A 27,000-nucleotide genomic window follows, 5' to 3' on the forward strand; every position below is an offset into this window, starting at 1 on the left:
CGCACCGACCGCCCGCCTCAACTATGCGATCAACAAATCGTGTTGATCTCAATAAAGAACCCGGCTCGCTGGCCGGGTTCTGTTTTCACTCTTGAATGGGAGGGTCAGCTCGCAATTCCTGCATGGTGAGCAATCCCAGTTTTCTGGGATTGCCACACATCCAACAGGAACATACCTTCCCATGGTTTGCAAAAAGCCCGGCGTTTTTCTCGCTGGTTGACCAGCATTCATAAGCCTTTTGCTTTGAATAGAAGCGAGCCTTTATGCGGCGCGTATCGTGTCGTCGTTGAGCTCTAGACATGTTTTTCTCCTAAGCCGAATGCGACGAAGCCCCGGCAGATTTCTCTGGCGAGGCTTTGTTCGGCTCATTCCTAAACACATAGAAATGACAGGATTAAATTAATCTTGCTCATCCGCTCATTGATGTCAACAGGCATTCAAGCGGTCTCCAGAATCTCCCCACAGCATGCATTTGCGCATCGTAGTGCAACAAGCTGCGCACCCTGGGTGAAAAGCTGACGACACCACAGGCCCAGCAGATTGCCGCAAAGTACCAGATCGAGCTGCCAGAAGGCGGGAAGCTGAGAGAGCTACCGTGTTGTCATAATTATCTCTATAATTTAAAATAATGGCGGATTGCCGGTAGTGGTGAGGCCCACCAATAACCGCCGATTTGATCTTACAGGGAAGAAAAATGCACAAGTACAAATTGAGCTATGAGCACATCAACGCACCAAAAACCAAAACCGGCGAAGCTCCTGAGCGAATAGATGCCCATGAATTGCTGCTGGAAGTGCTGGGAGTGGGCGGTAAAGATGGCCCAGTAATCTTCGGGACAAAGTCGCTCAAGGAATCGCTCGAACTCATGAAATTCAAAAACGTCCGAGTTACCTGGCTGTAGCATAGTCGGCCACGAACAGTGTCCGAACCACGCCGCCAGTTGAAGTATCCCGCATCGAAGCCATCTCGACTGACTCAACCGCGGTGGCGCCCATATCCATCGCGGTCATTGCGTGATCCGAACCGCTACCTATGACGTACAGCCTTTCGAGCCAGATTGGCGTTTTGCAAAGGCCATCCTTCTCGCTGTACGCGGCATGGCAAGGTTTCTCGCCGTCGAACACTCAAAGCCGAACACTCAACCGTTCCAGAGACGGGCTCGCCGAACGGCGCAGATCGCACCGAGCGAACGTGTCGCGACACTTGCCACTCGGCGATGAACACCAGGAACGCGCCTACACTGAGATGTACAACGATTGAGAGGACATGGAGCTCCACTCATGCGGACTAGCGCCCTTGTGATACTCCTCATCAGCTATGCCGTGCTGATGGTGGTTTTTTTCAAGCTGAATGCTCGAAACAATCGACGCCGCAGAGAAGGTCTTTACGAAGCCTTTGAAACCACAATGCGAGAGCATGGGATCAAGACCTTCGAGATCCTCAAGGAAAGTATTTATATCGGTAACAACTTTCGGTCATCAGAACTGCACCGGATATTGTTAGACGATTCCGGGCACTACTTTCTTTATTTCCAGGCCAGTGGAACACAGCCAGTTTTCATGCCACTGACCGAAGAGCTCGCGTTAGAAGCTGCACAGGGTGACATAGGCATTCAGGCATAGATCATCGCATCCGCTGATGCTGACCTGTGCCAGGGACACATGCAGTCTGCCGATGAGCGGCGAGCAGTCACCGGCACCACTGTTTCTCACAAGGGACCCCGTCGTAGTCGCCATCCATTTCCATTCCTGGGCAATTTTGCAGAAAGTTTGTGGCCTCTGCACATGAGGTCATTTGCGAACAATATTTGCGCCCATCGCATTTCACTGGGGCCGAAACAGGCTTTGGCGCAATCAAGACCGCAGAGATTCTTTGGGGACTCGATGGCCGAACCTCAACCCAGGACTGTAATTCAGGGGAAAACTTCCAAGCCAACAGACCAACAACAAGCAAAACCAAAATCAGTTTCATCTTGATCCATCCGTGATGAGAGACCGCTTGTGTTCTCACGCTGCCTGCTTCCAGCATAATCCACCAATCCATATACTGCCTGCCACCTCCAGCAGCATGCACTGCTGCTTGTACATCTCCTACCGCGGGGGGCAGGCCGATAGAAAAGGCTCCGTCGTCGATGAGGTCGTTCATTTCCAGCGCTCGAAAGGTCGGCGCGGATGCCATTTGCTGTGGGACCAAGTCGCCCTGGATGAACAGGCGCTTTGCCATCAGCACGTATATGTGATAAAAACCACTGGGGCCAAAGCAGACAAGGATGTGTTAGTGAGTACGATAGTGAGTCAGCTATAACTTCTCTTTCTACGCGAAAGCATTGCGCGCGGACTGCAGTTAGATAGCCTACATAAAACAAACTATTTAAGCGAATAGCTTTGATGTAGCTTACGAACAGGCAATCATCAAGAAGGCAATATCACCAACCCCCACAGAACCATACAAATAATATCCACTATTTTCATATCTAAATTCGTGCAACCCCCGGTCACGAATAGAGACTCCATCCGCGCAAGCAAAACATAATCAAGCCAAACCTATATGCTTTCAGAAAAAAACAATGTTATTTTTGTGCACATACCAAAGTGCGGTGGAACATCAGTCGAATCGGCAATATGGGAAGATCATGAAAAGACTGAAGAAAACCTCTGGATGGGCTTTCTAGACAAATACCACAACAAATACCAAACCGGCGGCTTGCAGCACCTCAAAGCAATTCAAATCAGGCAACACATTGGGCGTTCAAAGTTTGATAAGTTCTTCAAATTTTCCATCGTAAGAAACCCATTTGCCAGAATCGTGTCGCAATACCTGTACATGGAGTCCAGACCTGACCTCAGAGACTACATAGACATGAGCGCCGATGACAACCTCATAACATACCTTCATAAAATTCAAAAAAGAAGCCATGTCCAATGGGAGCAGCAAGTCTCATTTCTCTATGATTACAAAGGCAACCTACTAGTTGACAAGGTTATCCAACTGGAACAAATAAACAACTTGCCAGAAATACTAAAAAATAACACCTCAATCAGCATTGAAGGAATACCCAGAACCAACACTCACAAACTTAAGTATAACTACAAAGACTACCTGTGCACTGATTCAATCAGCATAATCAGCGATCTTTACTTCGAAGATTTTGAGGCTTTTGGATATTCAATTTCTCCTTAAAATTTCGATAAATCAAACCTGACGACATATGGCTTTCCCACGGCAGGGACGCCAGCGAGGAAATGACGAAAAACTACTGGCGCGACCACCCAGAGGTGGTCTGGTCCGACGCTGTTCTGGACCTCGATTCAGCCAATTCGCGGGATAGTTTAGCGCAAGCCAGAAACGACAAAGGGGACCAGCACCGTAAGTGACTGATCCCCTTATCAAAATATGGTCGGGACGGAGTGATTCGAACACTCGACCCCTAGCACCCCATCTCCTTTTTCATACTTCTTGAAAGCTTCCAAAATTTTACTCTGGATTTTTCCAAGCTAGCATTTACTTGAGCTCCAGCGATGTTCTGCTCTACGAGAGTCCAGTAACGTCCATCAAGAGCCGACGTTTTTGTGGGGGTAAAAGTAGGGGGAGCCCATTTCATGGCCAAAATTACCATCAAAGAACTCGAGTCGCTGACTCCCAACGATGCCGGCCGAATCCTCCGAGAGGATGGCAATCTGGCCGGTCGAATCTCTGTCCGCAAGGACGATGTGTCGGTCAGTTTTTTCTATTGTTATCGCTGGGGCGACCAGAACAAAGAGCACGCCTGCGGAACCTGGCCGCGCAAATCCCTAACGGACATCCGCAAGGCGCGTAATCAGGCCAGGGCGCTCATTGATGAGCAGATCAATCCCAACGAGCAAAAGAAAACCGCCAAGGCAAAAGCATACGCCGCTGCTAACGTAGAGGCCGAACAAGTAAACACGACGAAGGTGAAAACGCTGACTGTCCAAGATCTAGCCAAGGCGTGGCTGTTGGATGGCGTGGCGCGGAAAGATGGCAATGCTGAATTGCAGCGCCGTTTTAACAAAGACCTTTTTCCGGCACTCGGCAAGACCGCGGTGAGCAGCGTCTCCGAACACGATGTTCGGGCGCTGATCCGCACCGTGGTCAACCGCGGCGCTCACCGGCAAGCCATCAGCTTCTTCGCCGACCTCAATCAGATGTTCAGCTGGGCCAGAAAGCGTCAGCCCTGGCGGGCCTTATTGATCGAGAGCGATCCGACTGAACTGGTCGACATCTCCCCCCTGATCTCTGCCGACTACGAGGCCGAAAGAAGCCGCATCCTTTCCCCGGCTGAGCTGTTGGAACTGCACAACCGCTTCCAGCAAATGACCGCCGATTACAACGCCCTGCCCGCCGGGTAAAAATACGACGGCATACGGCCGCTAAAGAAAGAAACCCAACTCGCACTCTGGATCAGCCTGGGTACGCTGTGCCGGATTGGCGAGTTGCTCCAGGCCGAATGGAAGAATGTCGATCTGGACCGGCAGACCTGGTTCCTCCCCAGTGAAAACGTGTATGGACCGGAGAGATGGTGGACGCATGTGCGGGGACATGGTGGACGCATTATGAACCGTAATCAGGTCTATTTACGTCGATGGTCCGCAATAGGTGATGGCAAAAATAGACATTGAACAAGTCCTCGCCGACGGCCAGAACGGTGACTGGACGCCGCATGACCTGCGCCGCACCGGCGCGACCATGATGCAGGCCTTAGGCGTTAGCTTGGATGTTATCGATCGCTGTCAAAACCATGTGCTGGCTGGCTCCCGGGTGAGACGCCACTACCTGCATCACGATTATGCCGAAGAGAAGAAGCTCGCCTGGAACCTGTTGGGCGATCGACTCAGTGCTGTCTTGTCCTCAACCTACGAGCATTCTCCGGCCGAATCGATGATGTCTTTTCCTGCGTATACCGCGACTGGCTCTTTACCGCCTTCTTAAGTCGCCGTCTTTAGCGTGGAGTCCTCATAGTTGCCCAAACATCGCCAAGCACGTTCTTCAGCTTGATTTCGGCTTCATCACCGGCAGAGATCGGCCAATAGCAGCCCTTGATGATTGGCTGCTATTGGCAAAAAGGCAGCACAAGCCGACACCGACCTACGGCGAGTGTCAGCAATGGGCCGCAAGATTTACTTCGTGACCACCAGTGCCGGTGGCTGCCAGCTGCCGTCGCCAGCGGGAAGAATCGAAGGCGGTGCGGTCTTTGGCCAGTAGAGGCGCATTACCAGAAAGACCGTGTCGTCGGGCGCGGGCAACCAGTTGGCTTCCTTAGCCTTGCCGGGGGAATCTTTCTGAATGTACAGCGTCAGTGAACCATCCGTGTTTTTCTTCATCGCCGACAGCATCGGCGAGTTGATCAGGTAACGGTTGAGCGGATTCTTGATCAGCAGCTGGCTCTTGCCGTCGTACATGGTCACCGACCAGAAGGCATTAACTGGCGGCAGTTTTCCGGCCGGGAAAGTCAGCGTGTACTTGCGCTTGCTGGTATCCAGCGTCTGGCCGGTGCCGTCGGTGCGCGTGTTGGGATACATCGCCTCGACGGCGTCGTTACCGTAGAGGCCGCCTTTCGCGGCACCGGCACGCTTCAGCCAGTCGGCCTTGTAGAACGTTTGGTCGCCGAAGTACGCGCCTACGTTCCAGCCGTTGATTATCTTCGTCCCGCTCGCGAGGAACTTGTCGACCTTCTCGTCACCGGCCTTCATCCCGAGCAAGACCACGGCCTTGTGCTCGAGCGAGAGGTCCTTAAATTCGAAGGTGCGACCGGGTCCCACCCCAATGCTCGCCAGCTTGGCCCGGATCTCCTGGTCGTCAGCCGATGGCGGCACATACTCCATCGCGGCCGACAGGTACTCGAAGAAGTTGGCCTTGATGCCTTCCGTCGTAGCCGGCACGAAATCAATCTTCGGCGCAGTGGGCGGCGCGGGTTGATGGAGGAAGGCGGACAGCGGCTGGACCTTGTAGCCCGCTTGCACCTTCTCGACATTCGGCATGTCCTTGGCATTGTAGAGCTGAGTCCGAATGGCGCTCACGGCGAAGGGAGTGGTCGAGGTGAAGACTTTTTTGATACCGGGAGGGGGCGCGCCTTTCCAATCGGGACCGACCACCATGTATTGGCCTGGCTCGTTGCCGGTGGCACGGCTGCCGATGTAACCGTAGTTGTAAGTGTTGCCGTCGATCATCTGCACCGAGTAATAACGCCGCTTGTCCACTGCCGGCACCGAGATCACCATCGGTTCCGCGCGCAGGTCCAGCCAGACAAACGAGTACGGGGTGTCGCTGTTCGGAGTGATGATGGCCGTGTCTTGGTAGGTGTAGACGCGAGGCTCGTTCTTGATCTGGTTGAACGGCGCCTTGTATTGCGGGCCGCCCTTGTCCACAGCATATTCGTGCATTACGGCGTAGTTCATGACCAGCGGTAAGCCGTAAATAAAGCCTTCCTCGGCGATCGCCTTGGTCTGCTCGAGACTCGGCGCGGGTACGCCCTTGGTCACATCCGTCTTGTCTGCCTGCGTGATCGGATCGTTCTTGCTCGCACACCCCGCAAAAAGCGTTGAACCTACGACGACGAGTGCCGCAGCCATTGTCCAGCCCCGGTTTGACTTCCTGTTCATTTCCACCTCGTTAGTTTTGAGCAAGCTGGCACCGTGGGCGTTCATGGCCACGGTGAAATAATTTGAATGCTTGAAACCCTCCCGACTTTTTCAGTAGTGCCAGGTCGTGTGGGCGATCAGGGCTTCAATCCTGGTGTTGTCGAACTAGCCTGATACACGATTGCCAGACAAGGTTTTTTGCTGATCGACAGGCATGCCCCCACCCAGACCGCGACTCACTGAAACTCAGGTCTATCTCTTTACTTAGCGACTGAGTAAATCTTGTGGCGAAGCGTCTACTCACAGCTCAGGGAGTGTAGATCACAATAGGCCAGCATCCCCTTGCGCAGCTGAGCAGCTCAGATTCAGTTCCGTAATATTTACGCGCCGCCGTTACGGACCATTTGGCTTCGAGAACAGCCAATCGTGATCAGCAGCCAAAAAGCGGATAGTCAGAGATTAACTCTTGAGGTCCGCCAAAGACCGCTATGGGTCGCCCCCCCCTTCGTGACAGCCATTAGCAGCCCTTCACAAATGGCTGTAAAAACGAAGGTTCAATGTTCAGCTAATCCGTACTGGCGCCCGCCTCTTATGCCGATTTCTTTCTCAATCCGTAGTCAGCGACTCGGGTCGATTTCAGTCTGACGTGGCAGATAGCATTTGGCCGGTAGCGAGAGAAGCAACGAAAGGTAAAGTGGAGCGCATAGCTGAACCTCTGCTGCGCGGCAATCAACCGCTTGTAAAACTAAAGAGCTGAGATGTTGGCTATGACGGCGAACGAGGATCTGACTGATTGGAATGGCCGCTGGCGTATCTCTAACAGCGTGGTGTCTTGCAGAACGCTTCCAACTTGCAAGCCAACGTAGGGAGAGGAGCCTGAGGGAGTGCCCAGAGGCTAACCTCAAAAGCCCACGCCTTTTAAGCAGGAGCAATGCGCCGCCTGGCTCTGTAAACTGAAAATCAGCAAGCCTTTGAAACGCATCAAGTCGACAAGGCAACCCGTCCTATCCCGGCAAACTCAACTTCCACTTGCACCCCGGCCGACGCCCAGTAGATACCGGTCCAGCTACCACAAGCCACTAGGTCACCGGCTCGCAAGGGGCTGCCCAGTGCTGCAGCGTGACGCGCCAGCCACGGCAGCGAACTCAGCGGTTCACCGAATGGATGGCTGCCAACGCCGACGAATTCAGGCACCCCGGCCACCCGCAACGCCACCTGTTGTCTTGACCAAACCGGCATTTCCCCCAGCGTTTGCGGTGCCCCGAGTACCAGCGCGCGGTTGAGTTGCTGGTCGGCCAGCCGAAGCAGTGGCGCGGCCTGATCGCCCTGCAGCCAGCGCGTGCCACACAGTTCGATGCCCGGCATCCACACATCGACCGCCGCACAGGCCATGGCCAGGTCAGTGTGCTGGTCGAGGTCGCGCGACAGGCGCACGATCAGTTCTCCCTCGATCCCGAAACCGAAGGCATCGCCCGGCGGAACCTGCCAACCCGATGGGTGTACCGCCATTGCCGGTACCCCGGCGGCGCTGATCAGCCCTCCCGGAGCGCCGCCCAGTTTCCAGGCCACTGGCGGCCCGGAGGCGAACCAGCCGAGGGCATCCGCTACCTGGTGCTGCACGGCATAGGCTTCGGCTTCGCTAGCCAGTTCCAGGGTTGGCAACGGTTGTTGGCGCCCCTCACGCCAACCCCGAATCAGGATGGCGGCCACCTGCGCGACCGCACTCACAATGCCAACTCAGTCTTACGTCGGCGCAGTTGCGCGGGCGCCGGGCGCTCGCACGGCAGAAACCGGCCGCGACCAGCCTCAGCGCGCGGCTCGCCGTCCCAGACCACCTCACCGCGAGACAGGGTCATGGCCGGCCAGGCGCTCAGCGTCATGCCGGTGTAAGGCGTGTAATCGACGTTGTGGTGCAGCATTTCGTTGCACAGGTGCACCGCCTCACCTTCGTTCCAGATCACCAGGTCGGCATCAGCACCAATAGCGATGCTGCCCTTGCGCGGATACAACCCATACATCTTGGCGGCATTAGTTGAGGTCAGCGCAACAAAGCTTTGCGCGGTGATGCGCCCACTGCGCACGCCTTCGGACCAGAGCAGTGCCATGCGGGTTTCGACACCGGGAATGCCGTTGGCGATCTGGTCGAACGACACCTCTTCACCGTGGGCCTTCTTGCCATTCGGGCCATCGAAGCGAAAGGGTGCGTGGTCTGACGAGAAAATCTCGAACGAGCCGTTCTCCAGGCCATCCCAGATCACCTGCTGGTTTGCGGCATCGCGCGGCGGCGGGCTGCAGATGCACTTGGCACCTTCGAAGCTGTCGTCACACCCCAGCGAGTCGGCGGTCAGGAACAGGTACTGCGGGCAGGTTTCGGCGTACACCTTCAACCCCTGGCTCTGGGCCCAACGAATCTGCTCCACGGCCTCGCGACCCGACACATGCACGATCAGGATCGGCACGTCCACCAGCTCGGCAAGGGCGATGGCACGATGGGTCGCTTCGCGCTCCACCAGCATCGGCCGCGACGCGGTGTGGTAGCGCGGCGCAGTCAGCCCGGCCGCCAGTAGTCGCTCGGTAAGCCAGGCGATGCAATCGCTGTTCTCGGCGTGGAGCATCACCATGGCGCCCTCACGGCGCGCGACCGACAACGTCTCGAGAATCTCCCGGTCGCCCAGCTTCAGCGCATCGTAGGTCATGTAGATCTTGAACGATGTATAGCCTTCAGCAATCAAGGCCGGCAGTTCTTCACGCAGCACCTGCGGGGTGGGGTCGGTGACGATCAGGTGGAAGGCATAATCGATCACCGGCTTGTTACCTGCCCGACGATGGTAGTCATCGACGGCAGAGCGCAGGCTTTCGCCCTTCTGCTGGCAGGCGAACGGGATGACGGTGGTGGTGCCGCCGCAGGCCGCCGAGACCGTGCCGCTGAAGAAGTCATCGGCCATCACCGAGCCGTCGCCAGTCGGCTGGTCGAGGTGCACGTGGCTGTCGATGCCACCGGGGGTGACATGCCGGCCTGCCGCGTCGATTTCCTGGTGACCTTGCGTCAGGTCCAGGCCAAGGGAGACGATGCGCCCATCACGAATACCGATATCGCTGGTGAACGTGTCCGCGGCGGTTACCACGCGGGCGTTGCGAATCACCGTATCAAAAGGTTGCATATCAGGCCTCTTCCAGAAGTAACCGGCCCCAGCCGGTCAGGCGGCGCGTGTCTACGCTCGTGGTTTTCAACATGTCCCAGACCACTGTGGTAACGGTGTCGAATACCGGCTTAGTTAACCATCACCTCGTCCAGTGCCTGCTCGAGGGTGCTGACCGTGCGCTCGATATTGTGCAGCTTTTCGAGTCCGAACAGACCGATGCGGAAGGTCTGGAAGTCGGCCGGCTCGTCGCATTGCAACGGCACTCCGGCGGCGATCTGTAGGCCGTGGCTGGCAAATTTCTTACCGCTCTTGATGTCAGCATCATCGGTGTAGCTCACCACTACGCCAGGGGCCTGAAAGCCGGCTGCGGCCACGCTTTTGATGCCTTTGCCGGTCAACATTGCGCGCACCCGATCGCCCAGAGCCTGTTGTTCGCCGCGGACCTTGTCGAAACCGTAGGCTTGCGTCTCTTTCATCACTTCGTTAAACCGCGCGAGGGAATCGCTGGGCATGGTCGCATGGTAGGCATGTCCGCCCTGTTCGTAGGCCTGCATGATCTGAAGCCACTTTTTCAGGTCGCAGGCGAAGCTGCTGCTATGCGTCTGCTCGATGCGCTCGAGGGCCAAAGCACTGAACATCACCAGGGCGCAGCACGGGGAGGCGCTCCAGCCTTTCTGCGGTGCGCTGATCAGCAGGTCGACTGCGCATTTGTGCATATCGACCCAAATCGTGCCTGAGGCGATGCAGTCCAGCACCAACAGGCCACCGACCGCATGCACGGCGTCGCCGACGGCCCGCAGGTAGTCGTCGGGCAGGATAATTCCTGATGAGGTTTCAACGTGGGGGGAGAAGACAATCTGCGGCCTCGAAGCCGCAATGGCTGCCAGCACTTCGTCCAGAGGGGGTGGGGCGTAGGCAGCCTGGCGACCGGTGTCGACCGGTCGGGCTTTCAGCACCGTGGTGGCCGCCGGGATGTTGCCCATCTCAAGGATCTGGCTCCAGCGATAACTGAACCAGCCGTTGCGTATCACCAGGCATTGCTGGTCGGTGGCAAACTGTCGCGCCACCGCTTCCATGCCGAATGTGCCACTGCCCGGGACCACCGCAACAGCCTGGGCGTTGTAGACCTGTTTCAGCGTCCTGGAAATGTTCTTCATCACGCCTTGAAATGACTGCGACATGTGGTTGAGCGAGCGGTCGGTGTAGACCACTGAGTACTCAACCAGCCCCTCAGGATCGATACTGGGATATAGCTTTGACATGGGGTGACTCCTTTGGCAGAGATGTCAGTGGTATCGACTTAACCCTAAGCCTTGGCCAATGATTGCCACGCAATCAAGTTCGTTCAAGCCAGGCACGGGCGATTTCTTCGCGCGTAGCAAACCAGACACCGCCTTGTTGCTTGGCATACTCGATGAATTGCTTGATCGCCCTGACCCGCCCGGGACGGCCCACCATACGTGGGTGCAGTCCAATCGACATCATGCGGGGTCCTTCAGCCGACTCCTCATAAAGGACCTCAAAGCTTTCTTTCATGTACTCGAAAAAGTCAGATGCCTGGGATAACCCCGGCGAGTTCCAGTAGCGAAAATCGTTCACGTCGGCGGTATAAGGCACCACGAGGTGACGCTGCCCCTCAACCTCGACAAAGTAGGGAACATCGTCGTTGTAGGCATCGGAATCGTAGAGAAAGCCGCCCTCTTGCGCGACCAGTCGGCGGGTGTTGACGCTGGCGCCATACCGGCAATACCAGCCAACGGGACGCTTGCCACAGGTACGTTCGAATGATTCGATGGCCAAGCGCATGTGTTCACGCTCCTGCTCTTCAGTCAGGCGAAACACTTCCTCCCAGCGATACCCGTGACTGCAAATTTCATGACCACCTGCGACTGCAGCGCGTGCAACATCAGGGTTCTGCTCAAAGGCCACTGCGCAAGCATGAAACGTCGCCCGAACCGATTGCTGATCGAGAATATCCAGAATTCGCCAGATCCCCACGCGCGAGCCGTACTCGTACATCGATTCCATCGCGAGATTGCGTGTGCCGTCGGGTATTGAATAGCTGCCCCATTCGGTCATTGATTCCTGGTCCGGGTCGCCCATGGCGAGCGAGCGCTCGGAGCCTTCTTCGTAGTTGATCACCAGGCTGATGGCCAAACGTGCGCCATTCGGCCAGGTGCCTTGCGGGCGTTGTCTACCGTAACCCACTAAATCGCGTGCAGGTGAAACCATCGGGATATTCTCCTGAAGTGACTGGTTAAATAAGTACGTGGCGAAAGTAGAGACTTAGCAGTCGATATCTTTCAGCCGGTCATGGCTGAAGGTGCTGTCCGATTGCCACTCGCTGAAGGCCAGCCCCATGGCTAGGGTTTGTGCAATGCAGAACGAAGCCGTGAGCGAACGAAAGCCCAGTAACTCGGCGTCGTTGACCTCAATGACCGTATCGGCCATCTGCCCGATCGGGCTCAGAACGCTGTCAGTGATCGCAACCAGCGTCACCCCCGCTTCCCTCGCCTGACGGCAGGCCTCAACAGTGTCATGGGCGTACGGCGGAAAGCTGACGGCGATCAACAGATCATCATCGGCAATGGCACTGACCTGTTCGTGCAACGTGCCGCCTGCGCCGCTGATGTGCACGGTGCGCTGACCGACGCGGCTCAATGCATAACTGAGGTACGCCGCCACCGGAAAAGCGCGGCGCATGCCGATGACGAAGGTGGTCCGAGCGACTTGCAAGTGGGCGATAGCCGCTTCGATATTGGCCTGTTCACCGCCCTCCGCCAGATGCTCCAGAGAAACGATATTGGCCTGGCTGAACTCACGCAGAATCCCGCCGACGTCACTCGGGTCCTCCAGCAATGTCTCACCGCCATAGTGCCGAATACGTTCGCTGTGGGTGTCGGCAGCCTGTTGCAGCGGTGCTCGGAAAAGGCGCTGCAAATCCTTGAAACCTGCAAAGCCAAGGGCCTGAGCCAGCCGAATATAGGCTGAAGGCGCAATGCTTGAGCGCTTACCCAGTTCGGCCACCGTATTGAGTGCAATCTCATGCGGGTTGTCGATCAGGAATCGGGCAGCATCGCGCAGGCGACCTGTCAGTTTTTCGTGCTGGGCCGCGATACAGTCACGCAGCTCTGCAAGGGTTTCAGGTAAGGCCATAATGAAGGCTCGTAAAATTAGAAGTGTGTACGCCGGTCAACGCAACGCATTGATGGCTTGATCCAGCGCAGTGATGAGGCGGTCGACTTCTTCCAGCGTGTTGTAATGCGCCAACGACACCCGCACGACCCCGCCAAACTGATCAAGCCCAAGGGCTTCGATAAGTCGCCTTGCATAGAAGTCACCAAAACGAATGCCAATCCGGTGCTCATCGACCCTGCGCACAATAGCCTCTGACTGAACGCCATCCACCACGAAACTGATCGTTGGCACTCGATTTCGCGTATCCGCTTTGCCAATGATCCGAACGCCTTCGCGCTGCCGCAAAAATTCCAGCAGACGCTCGGCGAGCAAATCTTCCTGCACCTCGAAGGCATCGAACGCAGCCTGCATGCACTCGCGCTCGCTGCCTTGCGCTCCAAGCCGGGTGCTGATGTCGAGCAAATAGTCGGTAATGCCGATGCAACCGAATGACAACTCGTAGTTGACGTTGCCCGGCTGCAATTTGTAAGGCACCACATCCTGACCGATAAAGAAGTGGTTAAGGCTCGGCAATTCCAGCAACAGATAGCGACGTCCCCAGAGCACGGCAAAGTGCGGGCCGAACGTTTTATAGAAGCTATAGACGTAGAAGTCGGCGCCGCTCGCCTGCACATCCACCAAACGGTGTGGCGCATAAGCGACGGCGTCCACGCACAGTTTCGCACCCACCGCATGGACACGCCGCGCAACTTCGGCGACAGGATTGACCGAGCCGAGAATATTCGAGGTGTGGGTCATGGCCACATAACGGGTTTTGTCATTGAGCAAGACCTGCAGGTCATCCAGCTCCAGCTCACAACTGTCGAGATTGACCTGCCACACGCGCAAGGTCGCCCCACGGCTTTCGCAAAGCTTGACCCAGGGTCCGATGTTGGCCTCATGATCGCAATTGGTGACGATGATTTCATCGCCTGGAACGATTGACGGGGCGATGGCGCGACACAGTATTTGCAACAAGTGGGTGGTCGAGCCGCCCATGATCACTTCTTCGGGGTGCTCGGCGTTGATCAACTGCATGACCGAGTGGCGCGCCTGCATCACTCGCTCGCCAGCGACAACGGAAGGTTTGTAGGACGCCCCCAATTGCACACTGTTGTTCAGCAGGTAATCACAGACCCGCTCGGCCACGGTGTTCAGTACCATCGAACCTCCGGCGTTATCCATGTAGGCATAACCATCGGCCAGAGCTGGAAACTGCTTGCGAACAAAATCGATATCGAGAGGATTCACTCTACTTTCTCCAGCCTGAGTCAATGGTGCAAGATGGCCTGCAGGAACGCTTGTGTGCGAGGTTCCTTAGGTGCGGTAAAAAAGGGTTCAGGGATGTTCTGCTCAACAATGCGTCCGCTTTCCATGAAGATCACCCGGTCGGCGACCCGACGGGCAAAACCCATTTCGTGAGTCACCACGACCATCGTGACGCCGGAGCGAGCAAGGTTCTGCATGACATCGAGTACTTCGCCAACCATTTCCGGGTCCAGTGCCGAAGTCGGTTCGTCGAACAGAATTGCGCGAGGTTCCATGGCCATGGTGCGGGCAATAGCAACACGCTGCTGTTGGCCGCCAGACAATTGGCTCGGGTATTTATGAGCGTGATCGCCCATGCCGACCTTCACCAATAGTTCCTTGGCCCTGGCGTGAGCATCACGCCGACTCAGCCCGCGAACACGGATCGGCGCCAGCGACACGTTGTCGAGAACAGTGAGGTGTGGATAGAGGTTGAAGCTCTGAAACACCATACCTACTTCACTACGGATGGCGCTCAGTCGCGGACCGTTTTCAACCCGCTCCCCCCCCACGCGAATATCGCCCTGCTGGTAGTCTTCAAGCAGATTGATGCAGCGAATCAAGGTCGATTTTCCCGAACCGGACGGGCCAAGAATGACCACCACTTCACCCTCTTCAACCTGCAAATTGATATTGCTTAACGCCTTGAAGCTGCCGTAGTACTTGTCGAGCTTTTCGATGTCAATCAACGTACTCATGCGGTTTTTCCTCCAGAGGCGTTACGACGTTCAACCCAGCTGACCATTTGTACCAGCGGCAGCAATAACAACAGGTACAGCAAGGCTGCGCCCACCAGTGGCGTCGGATTGGCAGCCAGTGCCTGTGCCTGGGTTGCCTGCTTCAACAAGTCGGGCATGGCGACGACTGAAGCGAGCGCCGTGTCTTTCATGACGTTGATGCAGTTGCTGGTCATAGGGGGCATTACGATGCGGATGGCCTGGGGTAAAACGACGTCACGCATGGTATTGAAGAAACTCATGCCTTGAGAGGCCGATGCTTCGAACTGGCCACGGGGAATGGCCTCGATGCCCGAACGAAAAATCTCCGCACTGTAGGCGCAGGAGACAAGCGAGAGCGCACTGGCAGCGGCCGCAAAAGACGACAGTCGAATGCCGACAAAAGGCAGCGCGTAATAGATGAGTACCAGTAAAACCAGCAGTGGAATAGAGCGCATGATATCGATGTAGATACGCGCAAGCGCTCGAACAGGTGCGTAGGAGTACAACCGCAGCAATGCCAGCAACAGCCCGCCCACCAGGCCCAGGGCAATGCTCACCACCCCAAGCAAAATGGTCACGCCCAAACCGCGCATCATCAGCGGAAGCGAATCGACGAGCACGTTCCAGTTGAAGAATGTCTGCAAAAGATCCATGGGATACCTCGGTCAATACAAGTGGCGAACAGGCGTCGCCACTTAAATGCATCAGCAGCAGGGCTTACTTGAGGACGGCGGTCACTTTCAGGGTGCTCGAGTCTTTATCGGCTTCGGCGCCGAACCACTGTTTGTGGATTTTTCCGAGGGTGCCGTCTTCTTTCATCTTGCTGATGATGTCGTTGACCTGATCGCTCATCGCCCAGCCTTTGGCGTGCATCAGCGAGTAGCGTTCACCGGTGGGAATACGCGCCACGATGGAATATTGCGGCTTGTCCTTGATGTAGTAGAGCACCGCAGGAATGTCGCTGATGTAGCCATCGATTCGTCCGGAAGCCAGATCGAGCATGGCCGGCGATAGCCCTTCATAACGCGAGACATCGGCGAACTTGTACTCGTCCTTGTGTTGGCCGATCCACATGTCGCCGGTAGAGCCAGTGTCGACACCAACCACCTTGTCGTTCATGTCGGCCAGGCTTTTGACCTTGGAAGTGGTCAGTGTGGTGAGCGACTGGTCGCTGTCGAAGTAAGGCTGCGCAAAGGCTACCGACTCCAGACGTTTCGGAGTGATGGTGATGGATGAAATAGCGATGTCGACGCGTTTGGATTGCACGGCACTGAACAGGCCGTTGAAAGGAATGTTGACGAACTCGACGCTTTTTCCGGCGCGTTTGGCCACCTCATTTACAACATCGACTTCGAAGCCGACAAACTCACCTTTGGAATCCTGAAATTCCCAAGGCACGTTGCCAACGTTAGCACCTACGGTCCAGTCCGCGGCCCAGGCTGGCAGTGAAACTGCGGCCGTCATGAACAATCCCAACATCACTTTTGCTTTCATGTTTGCTCCCGATTGTTTGTTTTTTTAGGTGCTAACAGCGGTTGATCTCACACAACGTGGAATCGAGACTAAATCAACGGAGCATTTATTTCAACACCGCCTGTCTGTGAATTTTTTACTCCGCATCCATCTTCAGTTTTCCTTAAACGTCACGTCCAAAGGGCAAGTTACGGTCAGAACCGACCAAGGTGGCCGCGCGCAGCAGCCTTCGCGGCAGGCAGAAAACGGCCAACTGCTACCAGTCCTCTACAAAGCGCACGCGCTCAACGGTCAACCCAAACCTGCGACAATGCTGCCTCTTCGGGCTTCGTAACTTGCGTGGCAACCGTTCAGGTATTTGAATAACAAATTCACGGGGAGCAGCCACATTGGAATTGAGACAACTACGCTATTTCGTAAAAATCATCGAGCTTGGCAGCCTGGGGCGTGCGGCACTTGAACTGGACGTTGGTGTGTCAGCCCTCAGTCAGCAAATCTCCAAGCTGGAAAGCGAACTGTGCACCCGCCTCCTGAATCGAACCTCCACCGGCGTGACGCCCACTAGCGCCGGATTTGCGTTTCTACACCATGCCCAACTGACGCTACGCCAGGCGGAAAATGCCATCATGGCCGCCCATCGCGGGCGAATGAGCGGTTATGTCAGCGTCGGCTTACCACCGACTACCGCGACGGTACTCGCGTTGCCGTTGATCAACGCAATGCGTGCGCGTTATCCGGACATACAACTGCATTTGGTGGAAATGCTTTCCGGCCACTTGGCGGCGCAGCTCAACGCACGGCAAATTGATCTGGCCATCCTGTTCCAGCTCGAAGGGGGTAAACGCTGGAGCGTGACTCCGCTGCTGGATGAAAAGCTGTTTGTCATCGCCTCGCCCAGCCTGCCTCAAGCGCCTTCTGGTGATAGCGTGCAGTTAGCGGACCTCGGCGGCCTGCCGCTGGTGATGCCCAGTGCGCAACATGGACTGCGCTCGGCATTGATGAGCGCGTTCGAGCGGGTCGGGCTAACACCCAATGTCATTATGGAAGTCGACGGTCTCGCTGTTTTGATGAACGCCGTTCGGGCCGGTCATGCGGCAACGATACAACCGGGGGCGGCCGCAGCATTGAAAGACGGGTCCGGGCTTTCACTGATCAAGATTGCCGATCCCCATGTGGGCCGGCGTAATCTTCTGGCGACGCTGGCAGACGACGAACTCTCTCCGGCGGCGCTGGCAACGCGGTTGGTCATCGTCGATGTGGCGCGACAGTTGGTCGTCGACAAACAGTGGCCTGGAGCTACGTGGATAGAAGGGGTAGACGCGTAATCCTCCTTCAACCCCGGACACATAAGTCTCTCCTGACGACAAGGCCTTTAGAAAAACTAAACACCCCGCGTCAAAAGCAGCCTTTCGGCCACTCCTTCCCCACCTTATCGTTCTCCCCACTCGCAAGGAGCACTTCGTTCCCGCTTCCTTGCAAATCGAGGAGCGATAATGATCGATGTCTTAATCATAGGGGGTGGCAATGCTGCCTTGTGCGCCGCTCTGATGGCGCGAGAAGCGGGCGCCAGCGTGATGCTGCTGGAAGCCTCTCCGAAAATCTGGCGCGGTGGCAACTCCCAACACACCCGTAACCTGCGGTGCATGCACGACGAACCGCAGGACGTGCTGATCGATGCCTATCCGGAAGAAGAATACTGGCAAGACCTGTTGAAGGTTACCGGTGGCCTCACGGATGAAAAGCTTGCACGCATTGCCATTCGGGCATCGTCTTCTTGCCGCGATTGGATGCGTTCACACGGCGTGCATTTCCAGCCACCGCTGTCCGGCGCGCTGCACGTGGCGCGGACCAATGCATTTTTTATGGGCGGCGGCAAAGCGCTGGTCAATGCGTATTTCCGCAGCGCCGAGCGCCTGGGTGTAAAAGTTCGATACAACACGCAAGTGACCGACATCGAGTTGGATGAGGGGAAATTCGTTGCCGCCCATGTGGGCGAACATGAGGTCGATGGTCAGCGTTTCGCCGCCGAACGCATTGAAGCCCGAGCCTGCGTGTTGGCGGCCGGCGGCTTCGAATCCAACCGTGAATGGCTGCGCGAAGCCTGGGGTCAGAACGAACGCGGTGAATGGCCATCGGACAATTTCCTGATCCGGGGCACCCGATTCAACACCGGCATTTTGCTACGGCGCATGCTCGACCTTGGCGCAGATGTGATCGGCGATCCGACGCAAGCACACATGGTCGCGATTGATGCCCGTGCGCCACTCTACGACGGCGGCATCTGCACCCGAATCGACTGCGTATCGCTGGGTGTGGTGGTCAATCGTGATGGCGAACGCTTCTACGACGAAGGTGAGGATTTCTGGCCAAAACGTTATGCGATCTGGGGGCGTCTGGTGGCCGGACAACCCGGTCAGCAGGCGTATTCGATCATCGATCAACAAGCCATCGGCCGCTTCATGCCGCCGGTCTTTCCCGGAACCACCGCCAATACTCTGCAAGACCTTGCCCGCCAGTTGAAGCTGCCTCAAGAAAAATTCGTCAAGACTGTCGAGGACTACAACTGCGCCTGCCGCGTTGGCACGTTCGATCACACGGCGTTGGACGACTGCCACACCCAAGGACTGATGCCCGCCAAAACCCATTGGGCGCGGCCATTGGTGAAACCACCTTTCTACGCCTACCCGCTTAAACCGGGTGTCACGTTCACCTACCTCGGCCTCGCCACCGACGAAACCGCTGCCGTGCATTTCAACGGCAAAGCGAGCCCCAACCTGTTCGTCGCGGGAGAAATGATGGCCGGCAATGTTCTGGGCAAGGGCTACACCGCCGGCATCGGCATGGCCATCGGTACCGCGTTTGGCCGCATCGCCGGTGTGCAGGCGGCCGCTTCGGTGGGCTTTGGCGTTTCATCTGCAAGCACGGAGCCTCGACATGCAACTGTTTGATCCCCAAGCGTCGGGCGGGTTGATCCCGGTTTTGAATCTTGACGAAAGTGAAGTCCAGCGGCAGATGACCATCTGCAATTCCTGCCGTTATTGCGAAGGCTTTTGCGCGGTATTTCCGGCGATGACCCGGCGCTTGGAATTCACTCAGGCCGACATCCATTACCTGGCGAACTTGTGCCATAACTGCGGCGCGTGCCTGCACGCCTGTCAGTACGCCGCCCCACACGAATTCGACGTCAACATACCCAAAGCCATGGCCAAAGTGCGCCTGGATACTTACGCCGAATACGCCTGGCCGCAAGTGATGGGCAGGTTGTATCAGCGCAACGGCCTGACCCTGGCGCTGGCTTCCGGTGGGGGACTGGCCTTGTTTTTATGCCTGACCCTGATGCTCATGGGCAACCTGTTCACGGCCATTCCCGGGGGCAACTTCTACAAGATTTTCCCGCATAACACCCTGGCGCTGATGTTCGGCACAGTGTTCGGCTTTGCGGTACTTGCCCTGACCATGGGTGTACGGCGCTTCTGGCGCAACGTTTCACCGGTCGCAGCGCCACTGCCGTTGAAAACGTCCGCTGCATTGGAGGCTACGGCCAACGTCGCGAAGCTCAAATACCTGGACGGCGGCCATGGCAAGGGCTGCAACAACGCTGACGATCAATTCACCTTGTGGCGACGCCGATTCCACCACCTCACCTTCTACGGCTTCATGCTGTGCTTCGCCGCCACCGGCGTCGCCACGCTCTTTCACTATCTGCTGAAGTGGTCGGCGCCTTATCCGATCTTCAGCTTGCCGGTGATGTTGGGGATTGCCGGTGGCATCGGCCTGCTGATCGGCCCGGCCGGTCTTCTTTGGCTGAACCTGCGTCGCAACCCTGCACACGGCGATGAGAACCAAAAACCCATGGATCGCGGCTTCATCGCACTGCTGTTCCTGGTCAGCGCAAGCGGCCTGGCGCTTCTGGCTTTGCGTGAAACCAGCGCCCTGGGCTTGATGTTGGCTATCCATCTAGGCCTGGTCATGGCGTTTTTCCTGACCATGCCCTACAGCAAATTCGCCCATGGAATATTCCGCAGCGCAGCGCTGCTCAAACACGCCATCGAGAAGCGTCAACCCAACCCGATCAACGCCGGCAGCGACTGACGGTTAAAGCACTCATTCCAAAAACAATAGTGAGCATAACGGTAGCCATGATGAAAACGACAACGGCAACAACCCAAGCCAAGGGGTCCAAATTGGGCGCCATTTTGCGGGTCACCAGTGGTAATTTTCTCGAGCAGTTCGACTTCTTTCTGTTCGGGTTCTACGCGACCTACATCTCCCAGACCTTCTTTCCAGCCACCAGCGAGTTTGCCTCGCTAATGATGACCTTCGCGGTATTCGGCTCCGGATTCCTGATGCGTCCGTTAGGCGCTATTGTGCTGGGGGCATACATCGACAAGGTGGGCCGTCGCAAGGGACTGATCGTAACGCTGTCGATCATGGCCGCCGGTACCGTATTGATCGCCCTGGTGCCGGGCTATGCCGCCATCGGCCTGGCGGCACCGATTCTGGTGTTGTTGGGCAGGCTGCTACAGGGCTTCTCCGCCGGCGCGGAAATGGGCGGTGTTTCCGTGTACCTGGCGGAAATTTCCACCCCCGGTCACACCGGTTTCTACACCAGTTGGCAATCGGCCAGCCAACAGGTGGCAATCGTCGTCGCGGCCGCGTTGGGCTACACGATCAACGCCACGATGCAAGCCGCAGAAATCGCCGATTGGGGATGGCGTATTCCGTTCTTTATTGGCTGCGTGATCATCCCGTTCATTTTCATTATTCGCCGCTCACTGGAAGAAACTGCTGCCTTCACTGCTCGCAGCCATCGTCCAACAACTCGCGAAGTTTTTCGCTCGATGCGTGACAACTGGCGCACCGTACTGGCGGGCGGCTTGATGGCGTCCATGACCACGACCACGTTCTATCTTATTACGGTCTACACACCGACGTTTGGCAGGACAGTACTGAACCTGAGCACCACCGACAGCCTGGTGGTCACACTGCTGGTCGGCATCAGCAACTTTATCTGGCTACCTATCGGCGGCGCCCTCTCCGACCGCATTGGCCGGCGGCCACTCTTGCTGGCGATATCGTTGCTGTGCACCTTCACCGCCTATCCCGCCATGCACTGGCTGGCAGAGGCCGCGAGTTTCGAACGTCTGCTCGCCGTGCTGCTGTACTTCTCATTCTTCTTTGGCATTTACAACGGCGCCATGGTCGCGGCACTGACCGAAGTCATGCCACAGAACGTGCGGGTGGTCGGGTTTTCTCTGGCCTTCAGTTTGGCCACCGCGGTGTTTGGCGGTTTTACGCCGGCAATCTCGACGCTGCTTGTCCAGGCCACGGGGGACAAGGCATCACCTGCCTATTGGCTGATGTTCGCGGCGGTGTGCGGGTTCACGGCGACGACGATTCTGTATCGTCGGCAAAAAGGTTTGGCAGTCAGAACTGTTTAGTTTCTTGATCGCTGACACTTACCACGCGTCGATCCACGGCGGGACCGAATTAGAGTGGCATGAGGTCGATTACTGTCTTTCGTCAAGATAATACTCGGCCTAATGACCAATCTCCTCCGAAAGAGGTGGGGATTCCACCGAGAGCCAGTCATTTTGTAGGGGTAAAAAACTCTACAAATAAAAAGGGGTCGCGAGATAAAATCTCGCAACCCCTTGAATTATATGGTCGGGACGGAGTGATTCGAACACTCGACCCCTAGCACCCCATCTCCTTTTTCATACTTCTTGAAAGCCTCCAAAATTTTACTCTGGATTTTTCCAAGCGAGTATTTACTTGAGCTCCAGCGGTGTTCTCCTCTACGAGAGTCCATCAACGTCCAACAAGAGCCGAGGTTTTTGTGGGGGTAAAAGTAGGGGGAGTCCGTTTCAGGGCCAAAACATCACCATCAAAGAACTCGAGTCGCTGACCGCCAATGATGCCGGACGAATCCTCCGGGAGGATGGCAATCTCGCCGGTCGAATCTCCATCCGTAAGGACGGTGTGTCGGTCAGCTTTTCTATCGTTATCGGTGGGGCGAGCGGAACAAAGAGTACGCCTGCGGGTCTTGGCCGCGCAAATCCCTAACGGACATCCGCGAGGCCCGCAACCAGGCCCGAGCTCTCATCGATGAGAAGATTAATCCCAACGAGCACAAGAAAACCGCCAAGGCACAGGCACACGCCGCTGCTAACGTAGAGGCCAAACACGAAAAGACGCGCAAGGTCCAAACGCTGACCATCCAGGATCTGGCGAAGGCCTGGCTGTTGGATGGCGGGGCGCGCAATGACGGCAATGCCGAGCTGCTGCGCCGTTTTGACAAGGACCTGTATCCTGCACTCAGCAAGACGTCAATCAGTAGTGTGGACGCCGCATGACCTACGCCGCACCGGCGCGACCATGACGTAGGCTTTTCGCCGCTTCAGTTGACGCTTTTTTGACAGGACGGATCTTGAACCAGATGGAGTACATCGCTGGCAGGAACACCAGCGTCATGATGGTTCCGACGAACGTGCCTCCGATCAGCGTGTAAGCCAGCGTCCCCCAGAAGACGGAGTGTGTCAGCGGAATGAACGCCAGGATTGCTGCCAGCGCTGTCAGCAGTACTGGGCGGGCGCGTTGTACCGTGGCTTCGACCACTGCGTGAAATGGGTCCAGTCCTTCTTGTGCGTTGTGATGGATTTGCCCAATCAGAATCAGCGTATTGCGCATCAGAATGCCCGAAAGAGCGATTAGACCGACCAGAGCGTTGATACCAAACGGCTGCTGGAAAATAAGCAGTGTCGGCACCACACCAATCAACCCCAGTGGCGAGGTGAGGAACACCATGATCATCGCCGAGATAGAACGAACCTGCAGAATGATGACCAGCAGCGTCATGGCAATCATGATCGGGAACAGCGGCAACATCGCTTTGCCGGCCTTGCCCGACTCCTCGATTGCACCCGCCTGCTCAATCCGGTACCCGCCAGGCAGCTTGTCGATGACGGGCTGCAACTCCTTCATGATCACGCTCGAGACGTCCGGTGGCTGCAGACCTTCGGCAATGTCACCGCGCACGGTGATGGTCGGTGTGCGGTCACGACGCCGGAGGATCGGATCTTCCATACGCACATCGACCGCTCCCACCTGGGACAACGGAATCCGCTGACCCGCCGTACCTACCAACGTAAAGCCTTCTATCTTGGCGGGATCGAGCCGAATATCACCCGCTGCGCGACCCACCACCTGCACCGAACGAATGTCCTCACGAACCGCGGTGATCGGTACGCCCGCCAGCAGGAACTGCAGTTGTTGCGCGACTGAACTTGATGTCAACCCAACCGCCTCCAAGCGATCCTGATCCAGAGCGAAATGCAGCGTCGGCGTCAGAGGCCCCCAATCGATGTTGACAGTTCTCATCATCGAGCTCGACTGCAACACGTCCTGTACCTGGCCCGCAATCTCGCGCAACGTTGACGGATCAGGCCCCATTACCCGGTAGGCAACAGGGAATGGCGAATACGGACCAAACACAAGCTGAGTCACCCTGACACGCGCTTCGGGGGCAAGTCCCTCAGCAGCCGCCTCGCGGATACGGAACTTGAGGGCCTCGCGCTCCTCTTGGCTGTCCGTCAGCACCACAATCTTCGCGAAAGACGGATCGGGGAGTTCCGGCGCCATCGCCAGATAGAAGCGCGGCGCGCCTTGCCCGATATAAGCGGTGACGATTTTTGCCTCACCCTGCTTTTGCAGCCAGGCCTCTATCTTGGCGGTGGTGGCGCTGGTCTGCTCAATGGAGGTGCCATAAGGCATTTGCACTTCAATCAATACCTCTGGACGGTCCGAGGTCGGGAAGAACTGCTTCTTGACCAGGCTCATGCCGAGGATCGCCACCACAAACGAAGCGATGACAGTACCGGCCACCAGCCATTTGCGAGCGATGACCCGCGTCAAAACCTGGCGGAAGCGGTTGTAGTTAGGGGTGTTGTAGATGGCCGCGTGACCACCCTCGACCTTCTTGATGTTCGGCAACATCTTCACCCCCAGGTACGGGGTAAAAGCTACCGCGACCACCCAGGAGGCAATCAGGGCAATGCCCACGATCCAGAACATGTTGCTGGTGTACTCGCCGGCGGTCGATTGCGCGAAGCCGTTGGGCATAAAGCCGATAGCCGTCACTAGCGTACCGGAAAGCATCGGCGCGGCCGTATGACTCCAGGCGTACGCGGAAGCTTTGATGCGGTCGTAGCCCTCTTCCATTTTCACCACCATCATTTCGATAGCAATGATGGCGTCGTCCACCAGCAGTCCAAGCGCCAGAATCAACGAGCCAAGGGTGATGCGGTCAAAGTTCTTTCCAGTGGCCGCCATCACCACAAACACCACGGCCAACGTCAACGGCACAGCCGCAGCGACCACAACGCCTACACGCCAGCCCATGCTGAGAAAGCAGACAAGCATCACCACAAGCAGCGCGACGAAAAATTTGACCATGAACTCGCCGACGGCCGAACTGATATTTACAGATTGATCGGTGACCTTGGAGAGCGTCATGCCCAAAGGCATGCCTTCATTTATCTTGGTCGTCTCGGCGTCCAACGCCTTGCCCAGGTCGAGACCGTTCCAGCCCTCACGCATCACGATCCCAAGCAACAAAGCCTCTTCACCGTTATTGCGCACAAGAAAGGTTGCGGGATCTTCATAACCACGCTCGATCGTCGCCACGTCAGAGAGTTTGAGCGTGCGCCCCTGAATCGCAAGGGGCGTATCACGAATTTTCTCCAACTTATCGAAGGCGCCGTCTACCCGGAGGAAGACCTGCGGCCCGTCGGTTTCGATCGAACCGGCGGGCGTGAGCACGTTCTGGCTGTTCAGAGCGGCGAAGATATCCTGGGGGGATACGCCCAAGGTGGCCAGTCGATCATGGGAAAAGGAAACAAAGATACGCTCGGGCTGTTCCCCAATGATGTTGACCTTCTTCACGCCCGGCACGTGCAACAGGCGCTGGCGCAAAGATTCAGCATCACGCACCAACAGTCGCTGCGGCTCGCCTTTGGCTTTCAGGGCGAAAAGCGCAAATGTCACGTCCGAAAATTCGTCGTTAACCATTGGCCCGATGACTCCCGCTGGCAGCTTCCGGGCCTCATCGTCGAGCTTTTTACGCGCCTGATAGAACTCCTCCTGCACTTGTGAAGGCGGCGTGCTATCGAGCAGTGACACCATCGTGAAGGCCAGGCCAGGACGGGTGTAGGTTTCCGTGCGGTCGTACCATTTCAGTTCTTGCAGGCGTTTTTCAAGTGGCTCTGCTACCTGATCCTGCATCTCCTGCGCCGTGGCGCCCGGCCAAGCGGTAATGACCGTTAACTGCTTGACCGTAAACGGAGGATCTTCCGCGCGCCCCAGTTGAAAGAACGACAAGATGCCCGCAACGGCAATCAGGAAGATCAGAAACACCGTGATGGAGCGCTCACGAACGGCGATCGCGGAAAGATTGAAGCGACCCTCGCTCATGGACGACCTCCGGCAACTTTGGCGTCATCCTGTTGAGGCGATCTCACTTCTTCACCCTCTCGCAACAGATGTGCGCCTAACGCTACGATCTGCTCACCGACCTTGAGATCGCCCGCGACTCGGGCTGAGTCGTCGCTCAGACCCAAGACTTGAACAGGTCGCCAGGCCACCTTCGCAGGATTACCGACGATGACCCATACGCCAGTGCCTTTGCCTGGGTCATAAACGGCTGCGATCGGCACTTGCATCGCTTGCCCTTGCGCGGTGCCTTCAGCGATCCGAAGCGTGACGGTCGAACCTATCGGTGCATTGGCCAGCGCGCCCTCAAGCACATACCGCGCCTCAAAGGTGCGCGTCATACGGTCGGCCGAGTCAGAAAGCAATCTCAGCTTCGCTGTAACAGCACCCGTGGTATTGCCATAAAGCGTCGCCTGCGCGGTGGATCCTGCTGCGGGACGCAACGTCTCGGGCAGGTGCACGATCGCTTCGCGCTGGCCGGCCCGCGCCAGTCGAACCACGGGCTGTCCCGGGCTGACAACTTGTCCGGGCTCGGCGAGCGTCTCCACCACAACGCCGTCGGAATCGGCAAACAGCACCGCATAACCAGAAGCATTGCGGGCTACATCAGCCTGCGCTTCAGCGGCGCTAAGCTGCGCCTTTGCGGTATCCGCTGCGGCTTTGATCTGGTCGTAGGCCGATGCAGAAATAGCGCCTGCGGCGACCAGGTTGCGATATCGAGCCTCGTCATCCGCTGTCTGCTTGGCTCGGGCCCGAGCGGCTATGACCGACTCTTGCTGTGCACGCGCCTGCAACCCCAGGTCGATGGGATCGAGGCGCATAAGTGGCTGACCACGTTTAACGGTTTGACCGGTGTCGACCAGACGCTCAAGCACCTTGCCTGATACCCGAAAACCCAGGTCGCCCTGGACGCGGGCAGCCACTACACCTGTGAAGGAACGCGAGACGTCGGACGAAGCCTGAACCGCAGAGACCCTCACCAGTGGGGCAAGCGTACGCGGATCCTCAACGGTGGATGAGTCGCCACACGCCGTCAGGACGAGAGGCAACAAGCAAGCGGCAATGGGGAAAGGTCGAAGCCGGCGCATAGGTTCC

General features: G+C 56.9%; 20 protein-coding genes and 3 pseudogenes. 10 read left to right on the forward strand and 13 right to left on the reverse strand.

Annotated features, from left to right (window positions below; genetic code table 11):
• Window positions 1-694 precede the first annotated feature (694 nt).
• Together AABM52_RS19220 and AABM52_RS19225 are read left to right on the forward strand one after the other, a co-directional pair.
• On the forward strand, window positions 695-901 hold the full coding sequence (locus AABM52_RS19220) for a hypothetical protein (protein ID WP_347907502.1): 207 nt from the start codon (window positions 695-697) through the stop codon (window positions 899-901).
• A gap of 379 nt (window positions 902-1,280) precedes the next feature.
• Window positions 1,281-1,622, forward strand: a complete 342-nt coding sequence (locus tag AABM52_RS19225) for a hypothetical protein (RefSeq protein WP_347907503.1) — start codon at window positions 1,281-1,283, stop codon at window positions 1,620-1,622.
• A 67-nt stretch (window positions 1,623-1,689) separates the two neighbouring features.
• Here AABM52_RS19225 and AABM52_RS19230 read toward each other — a convergent pair whose 3' ends face one another.
• Window positions 1,690-2,145 (reverse strand): excalibur calcium-binding domain-containing protein, encoded by a 456-nt coding sequence (locus tag AABM52_RS19230; protein ID WP_347907504.1) that lies wholly within the window; start codon window positions 2,143-2,145, stop codon window positions 1,690-1,692.
• 402 nt (window positions 2,146-2,547) lie between these two features.
• Between AABM52_RS19230 and AABM52_RS19235 the strand changes: the two genes are divergently transcribed.
• The 3 genes and pseudogenes from AABM52_RS19235 to AABM52_RS19245 form a co-directional block, all read left to right on the forward strand.
• Entirely contained in the window at window positions 2,548-3,180 is a 633-nt protein-coding gene (locus tag AABM52_RS19235) for a sulfotransferase family 2 domain-containing protein (protein WP_347907505.1), read from the forward strand.
• A 419-nt stretch (window positions 3,181-3,599) separates the two neighbouring features.
• Window positions 3,600-4,517: pseudogene (locus tag AABM52_RS19240) on the forward strand (tyrosine-type recombinase/integrase); the annotation flags it as partial.
• A gap of 124 nt (window positions 4,518-4,641) precedes the next feature.
• A pseudogene (locus AABM52_RS19245) lies at window positions 4,642-4,947 on the forward strand (site-specific integrase); the annotation flags it as partial.
• Window positions 4,948-5,135: 188 nt separating this feature from the next.
• Here the strand turns inward: AABM52_RS19245 and AABM52_RS19250 are convergent.
• From AABM52_RS19250 to AABM52_RS19295, 10 genes are all read right to left on the reverse strand, one after another.
• Entirely contained in the window at window positions 5,136-6,587 is a 1,452-nt protein-coding gene (locus AABM52_RS19250) for a DUF1254 domain-containing protein (protein ID WP_347912657.1), read from the reverse strand.
• A 990-nt stretch (window positions 6,588-7,577) separates the two neighbouring features.
• Entirely contained in the window at window positions 7,578-8,324 is a 747-nt protein-coding gene (locus tag AABM52_RS19255; protein ID WP_347907506.1) for a fumarylacetoacetate hydrolase family protein, read from the reverse strand.
• A complete protein-coding gene (hydA, locus tag AABM52_RS19260; RefSeq protein WP_347907507.1) occupies window positions 8,321-9,757 on the reverse strand; it encodes a dihydropyrimidinase in 1,437 nt (478 codons plus the stop codon). Before hydA ends, AABM52_RS19255 begins: the two co-directional genes overlap by 4 nt.
• Before the next feature lie 110 nt (window positions 9,758-9,867).
• Window positions 9,868-11,001 (reverse strand): alanine--glyoxylate aminotransferase family protein, encoded by a 1,134-nt coding sequence (locus tag AABM52_RS19265; RefSeq protein ID WP_347907508.1) that lies wholly within the window; start codon window positions 10,999-11,001, stop codon window positions 9,868-9,870.
• Between the two features lie 73 nt (window positions 11,002-11,074).
• On the reverse strand, window positions 11,075-11,971 hold the full coding sequence (locus tag AABM52_RS19270) for an allantoinase PuuE (protein WP_347907509.1): 897 nt from the start codon (window positions 11,969-11,971) through the stop codon (window positions 11,075-11,077).
• 54 nt (window positions 11,972-12,025) lie between these two features.
• A complete protein-coding gene (locus tag AABM52_RS19275; RefSeq protein WP_347907510.1) occupies window positions 12,026-12,895 on the reverse strand; it encodes a MurR/RpiR family transcriptional regulator in 870 nt (289 codons plus the stop codon).
• A 36-nt stretch (window positions 12,896-12,931) separates the two neighbouring features.
• The gene (locus AABM52_RS19280) at window positions 12,932-14,167 is read right to left on the reverse strand and encodes a cysteine desulfurase-like protein (protein ID WP_347907511.1); all 1,236 of its coding nucleotides are present in this window, start codon (window positions 14,165-14,167) and stop codon (window positions 12,932-12,934) included.
• A 20-nt stretch (window positions 14,168-14,187) separates the two neighbouring features.
• Window positions 14,188-14,922: an amino acid ABC transporter ATP-binding protein gene (locus AABM52_RS19285; RefSeq protein WP_347907512.1), complete on the reverse strand. Its 735-nt coding sequence runs from the start codon at window positions 14,920-14,922 to the stop codon at window positions 14,188-14,190.
• Window positions 14,919-15,596 carry an amino acid ABC transporter permease gene (locus tag AABM52_RS19290; RefSeq protein ID WP_027923846.1) on the reverse strand — a complete coding sequence of 226 codons (678 nt, stop codon included), beginning with the start codon at window positions 15,594-15,596 and terminating at the stop codon, window positions 14,919-14,921. The genes AABM52_RS19285 and AABM52_RS19290 overlap by 4 nt, the downstream gene beginning before the upstream one ends.
• 64 nt (window positions 15,597-15,660) lie before the next feature.
• Window positions 15,661-16,437 (reverse strand): transporter substrate-binding domain-containing protein, encoded by a 777-nt coding sequence (locus tag AABM52_RS19295; RefSeq protein WP_347907514.1) that lies wholly within the window; start codon window positions 16,435-16,437, stop codon window positions 15,661-15,663.
• A 368-nt stretch (window positions 16,438-16,805) separates the two neighbouring features.
• Here AABM52_RS19295 and AABM52_RS19300 point away from each other — a divergent pair, with 368 nt between their 5' ends.
• From AABM52_RS19300 to AABM52_RS19320, 5 genes and pseudogenes are all read left to right on the forward strand, one after another.
• A complete protein-coding gene (locus tag AABM52_RS19300; RefSeq protein WP_218497890.1) occupies window positions 16,806-17,741 on the forward strand; it encodes a LysR substrate-binding domain-containing protein in 936 nt (311 codons plus the stop codon).
• A gap of 168 nt (window positions 17,742-17,909) precedes the next feature.
• Window positions 17,910-19,364, forward strand: a complete 1,455-nt coding sequence (gene tcuA / locus AABM52_RS19305; protein WP_347907515.1) for an FAD-dependent tricarballylate dehydrogenase TcuA — start codon at window positions 17,910-17,912, stop codon at window positions 19,362-19,364.
• Window positions 19,351-20,508, forward strand: coding sequence for a tricarballylate utilization 4Fe-4S protein TcuB (gene tcuB, locus AABM52_RS19310; RefSeq protein ID WP_347907516.1), 1,158 nt, complete (start codon window positions 19,351-19,353; stop codon window positions 20,506-20,508). Before tcuA ends, tcuB begins: the two co-directional genes overlap by 14 nt.
• A gap of 47 nt (window positions 20,509-20,555) precedes the next feature.
• Entirely contained in the window at window positions 20,556-21,857 is a 1,302-nt protein-coding gene (locus AABM52_RS19315) for an MFS transporter (protein ID WP_347907517.1), read from the forward strand.
• Between the two features lie 439 nt (window positions 21,858-22,296).
• A pseudogene (locus AABM52_RS19320) lies at window positions 22,297-22,760 on the forward strand (integrase arm-type DNA-binding domain-containing protein); the annotation flags it as partial.
• Between the two features lie 13 nt (window positions 22,761-22,773).
• Here AABM52_RS19320 and AABM52_RS19325 read toward each other — a convergent pair.
• Window positions 22,774-25,887, reverse strand: coding sequence for an efflux RND transporter permease subunit (locus AABM52_RS19325; RefSeq protein WP_347907518.1), 3,114 nt, complete (start codon window positions 25,885-25,887; stop codon window positions 22,774-22,776).
• A complete protein-coding gene (locus AABM52_RS19330) occupies window positions 25,884-26,993 on the reverse strand; it encodes an efflux RND transporter periplasmic adaptor subunit (RefSeq protein WP_347907519.1) in 1,110 nt (369 codons plus the stop codon). The genes AABM52_RS19325 and AABM52_RS19330 overlap by 4 nt, the downstream gene beginning before the upstream one ends.
• Window positions 26,994-27,000: the final 7 nt, after the last annotated feature.

This window comes from Pseudomonas grandcourensis, assembly GCF_039909015.1.
Taxonomy (GTDB): Bacteria; Pseudomonadota; Gammaproteobacteria; order Pseudomonadales; family Pseudomonadaceae; genus Aquipseudomonas; species Aquipseudomonas grandcourensis.

Excerpts from the sequence above, each read along its gene's own strand:
- AABM52_RS19325 (WP_347907518.1), bottom strand. The coding sequence starts at position 25,887 with ATGAGCGAGGGTCGCTTCAATCTTTCCGCGATCGCCGTTCGTGAGCGC.
- tcuA (WP_347907515.1), top strand. The coding sequence starts at position 17,910 with ATGATCGATGTCTTAATCATAGGGGGTGGCAATGCTGCCTTGTGCGCC.
- AABM52_RS19265 (WP_347907508.1), bottom strand. The coding sequence starts at position 11,001 with ATGTCAAAGCTATATCCCAGTATCGATCCTGAGGGGCTGGTTGAGTAC.
- AABM52_RS19230 (WP_347907504.1), bottom strand. The coding sequence starts at position 2,145 with ATGAACGACCTCATCGACGACGGAGCCTTTTCTATCGGCCTGCCCCCC.
- AABM52_RS19295 (WP_347907514.1), bottom strand. The coding sequence starts at position 16,437 with ATGAAAGCAAAAGTGATGTTGGGATTGTTCATGACGGCCGCAGTTTCA.
- AABM52_RS19235 (WP_347907505.1), top strand. The coding sequence starts at position 2,548 with ATGCTTTCAGAAAAAAACAATGTTATTTTTGTGCACATACCAAAGTGC.
- AABM52_RS19220 (WP_347907502.1), top strand. The coding sequence starts at position 695 with ATGCACAAGTACAAATTGAGCTATGAGCACATCAACGCACCAAAAACC.
- AABM52_RS19270 (WP_347907509.1), bottom strand. The coding sequence starts at position 11,971 with ATGGTTTCACCTGCACGCGATTTAGTGGGTTACGGTAGACAACGCCCG.
- tcuB (WP_347907516.1), top strand. The coding sequence starts at position 19,351 with ATGCAACTGTTTGATCCCCAAGCGTCGGGCGGGTTGATCCCGGTTTTG.
- AABM52_RS19250 (WP_347912657.1), bottom strand. The coding sequence starts at position 6,587 with ATGGCTGCGGCACTCGTCGTCGTAGGTTCAACGCTTTTTGCGGGGTGT.
- AABM52_RS19315 (WP_347907517.1), top strand. The coding sequence starts at position 20,556 with ATGATGAAAACGACAACGGCAACAACCCAAGCCAAGGGGTCCAAATTG.
- AABM52_RS19285 (WP_347907512.1), bottom strand. The coding sequence starts at position 14,922 with ATGAGTACGTTGATTGACATCGAAAAGCTCGACAAGTACTACGGCAGC.
- AABM52_RS19330 (WP_347907519.1), bottom strand. The coding sequence starts at position 26,993 with ATGCGCCGGCTTCGACCTTTCCCCATTGCCGCTTGCTTGTTGCCTCTC.
- AABM52_RS19225 (WP_347907503.1), top strand. The coding sequence starts at position 1,281 with ATGCGGACTAGCGCCCTTGTGATACTCCTCATCAGCTATGCCGTGCTG.
- AABM52_RS19275 (WP_347907510.1), bottom strand. The coding sequence starts at position 12,895 with ATGGCCTTACCTGAAACCCTTGCAGAGCTGCGTGACTGTATCGCGGCC.
- AABM52_RS19290 (WP_027923846.1), bottom strand. The coding sequence starts at position 15,596 with ATGGATCTTTTGCAGACATTCTTCAACTGGAACGTGCTCGTCGATTCG.
- hydA (WP_347907507.1), bottom strand. The coding sequence starts at position 9,757 with ATGCAACCTTTTGATACGGTGATTCGCAACGCCCGCGTGGTAACCGCC.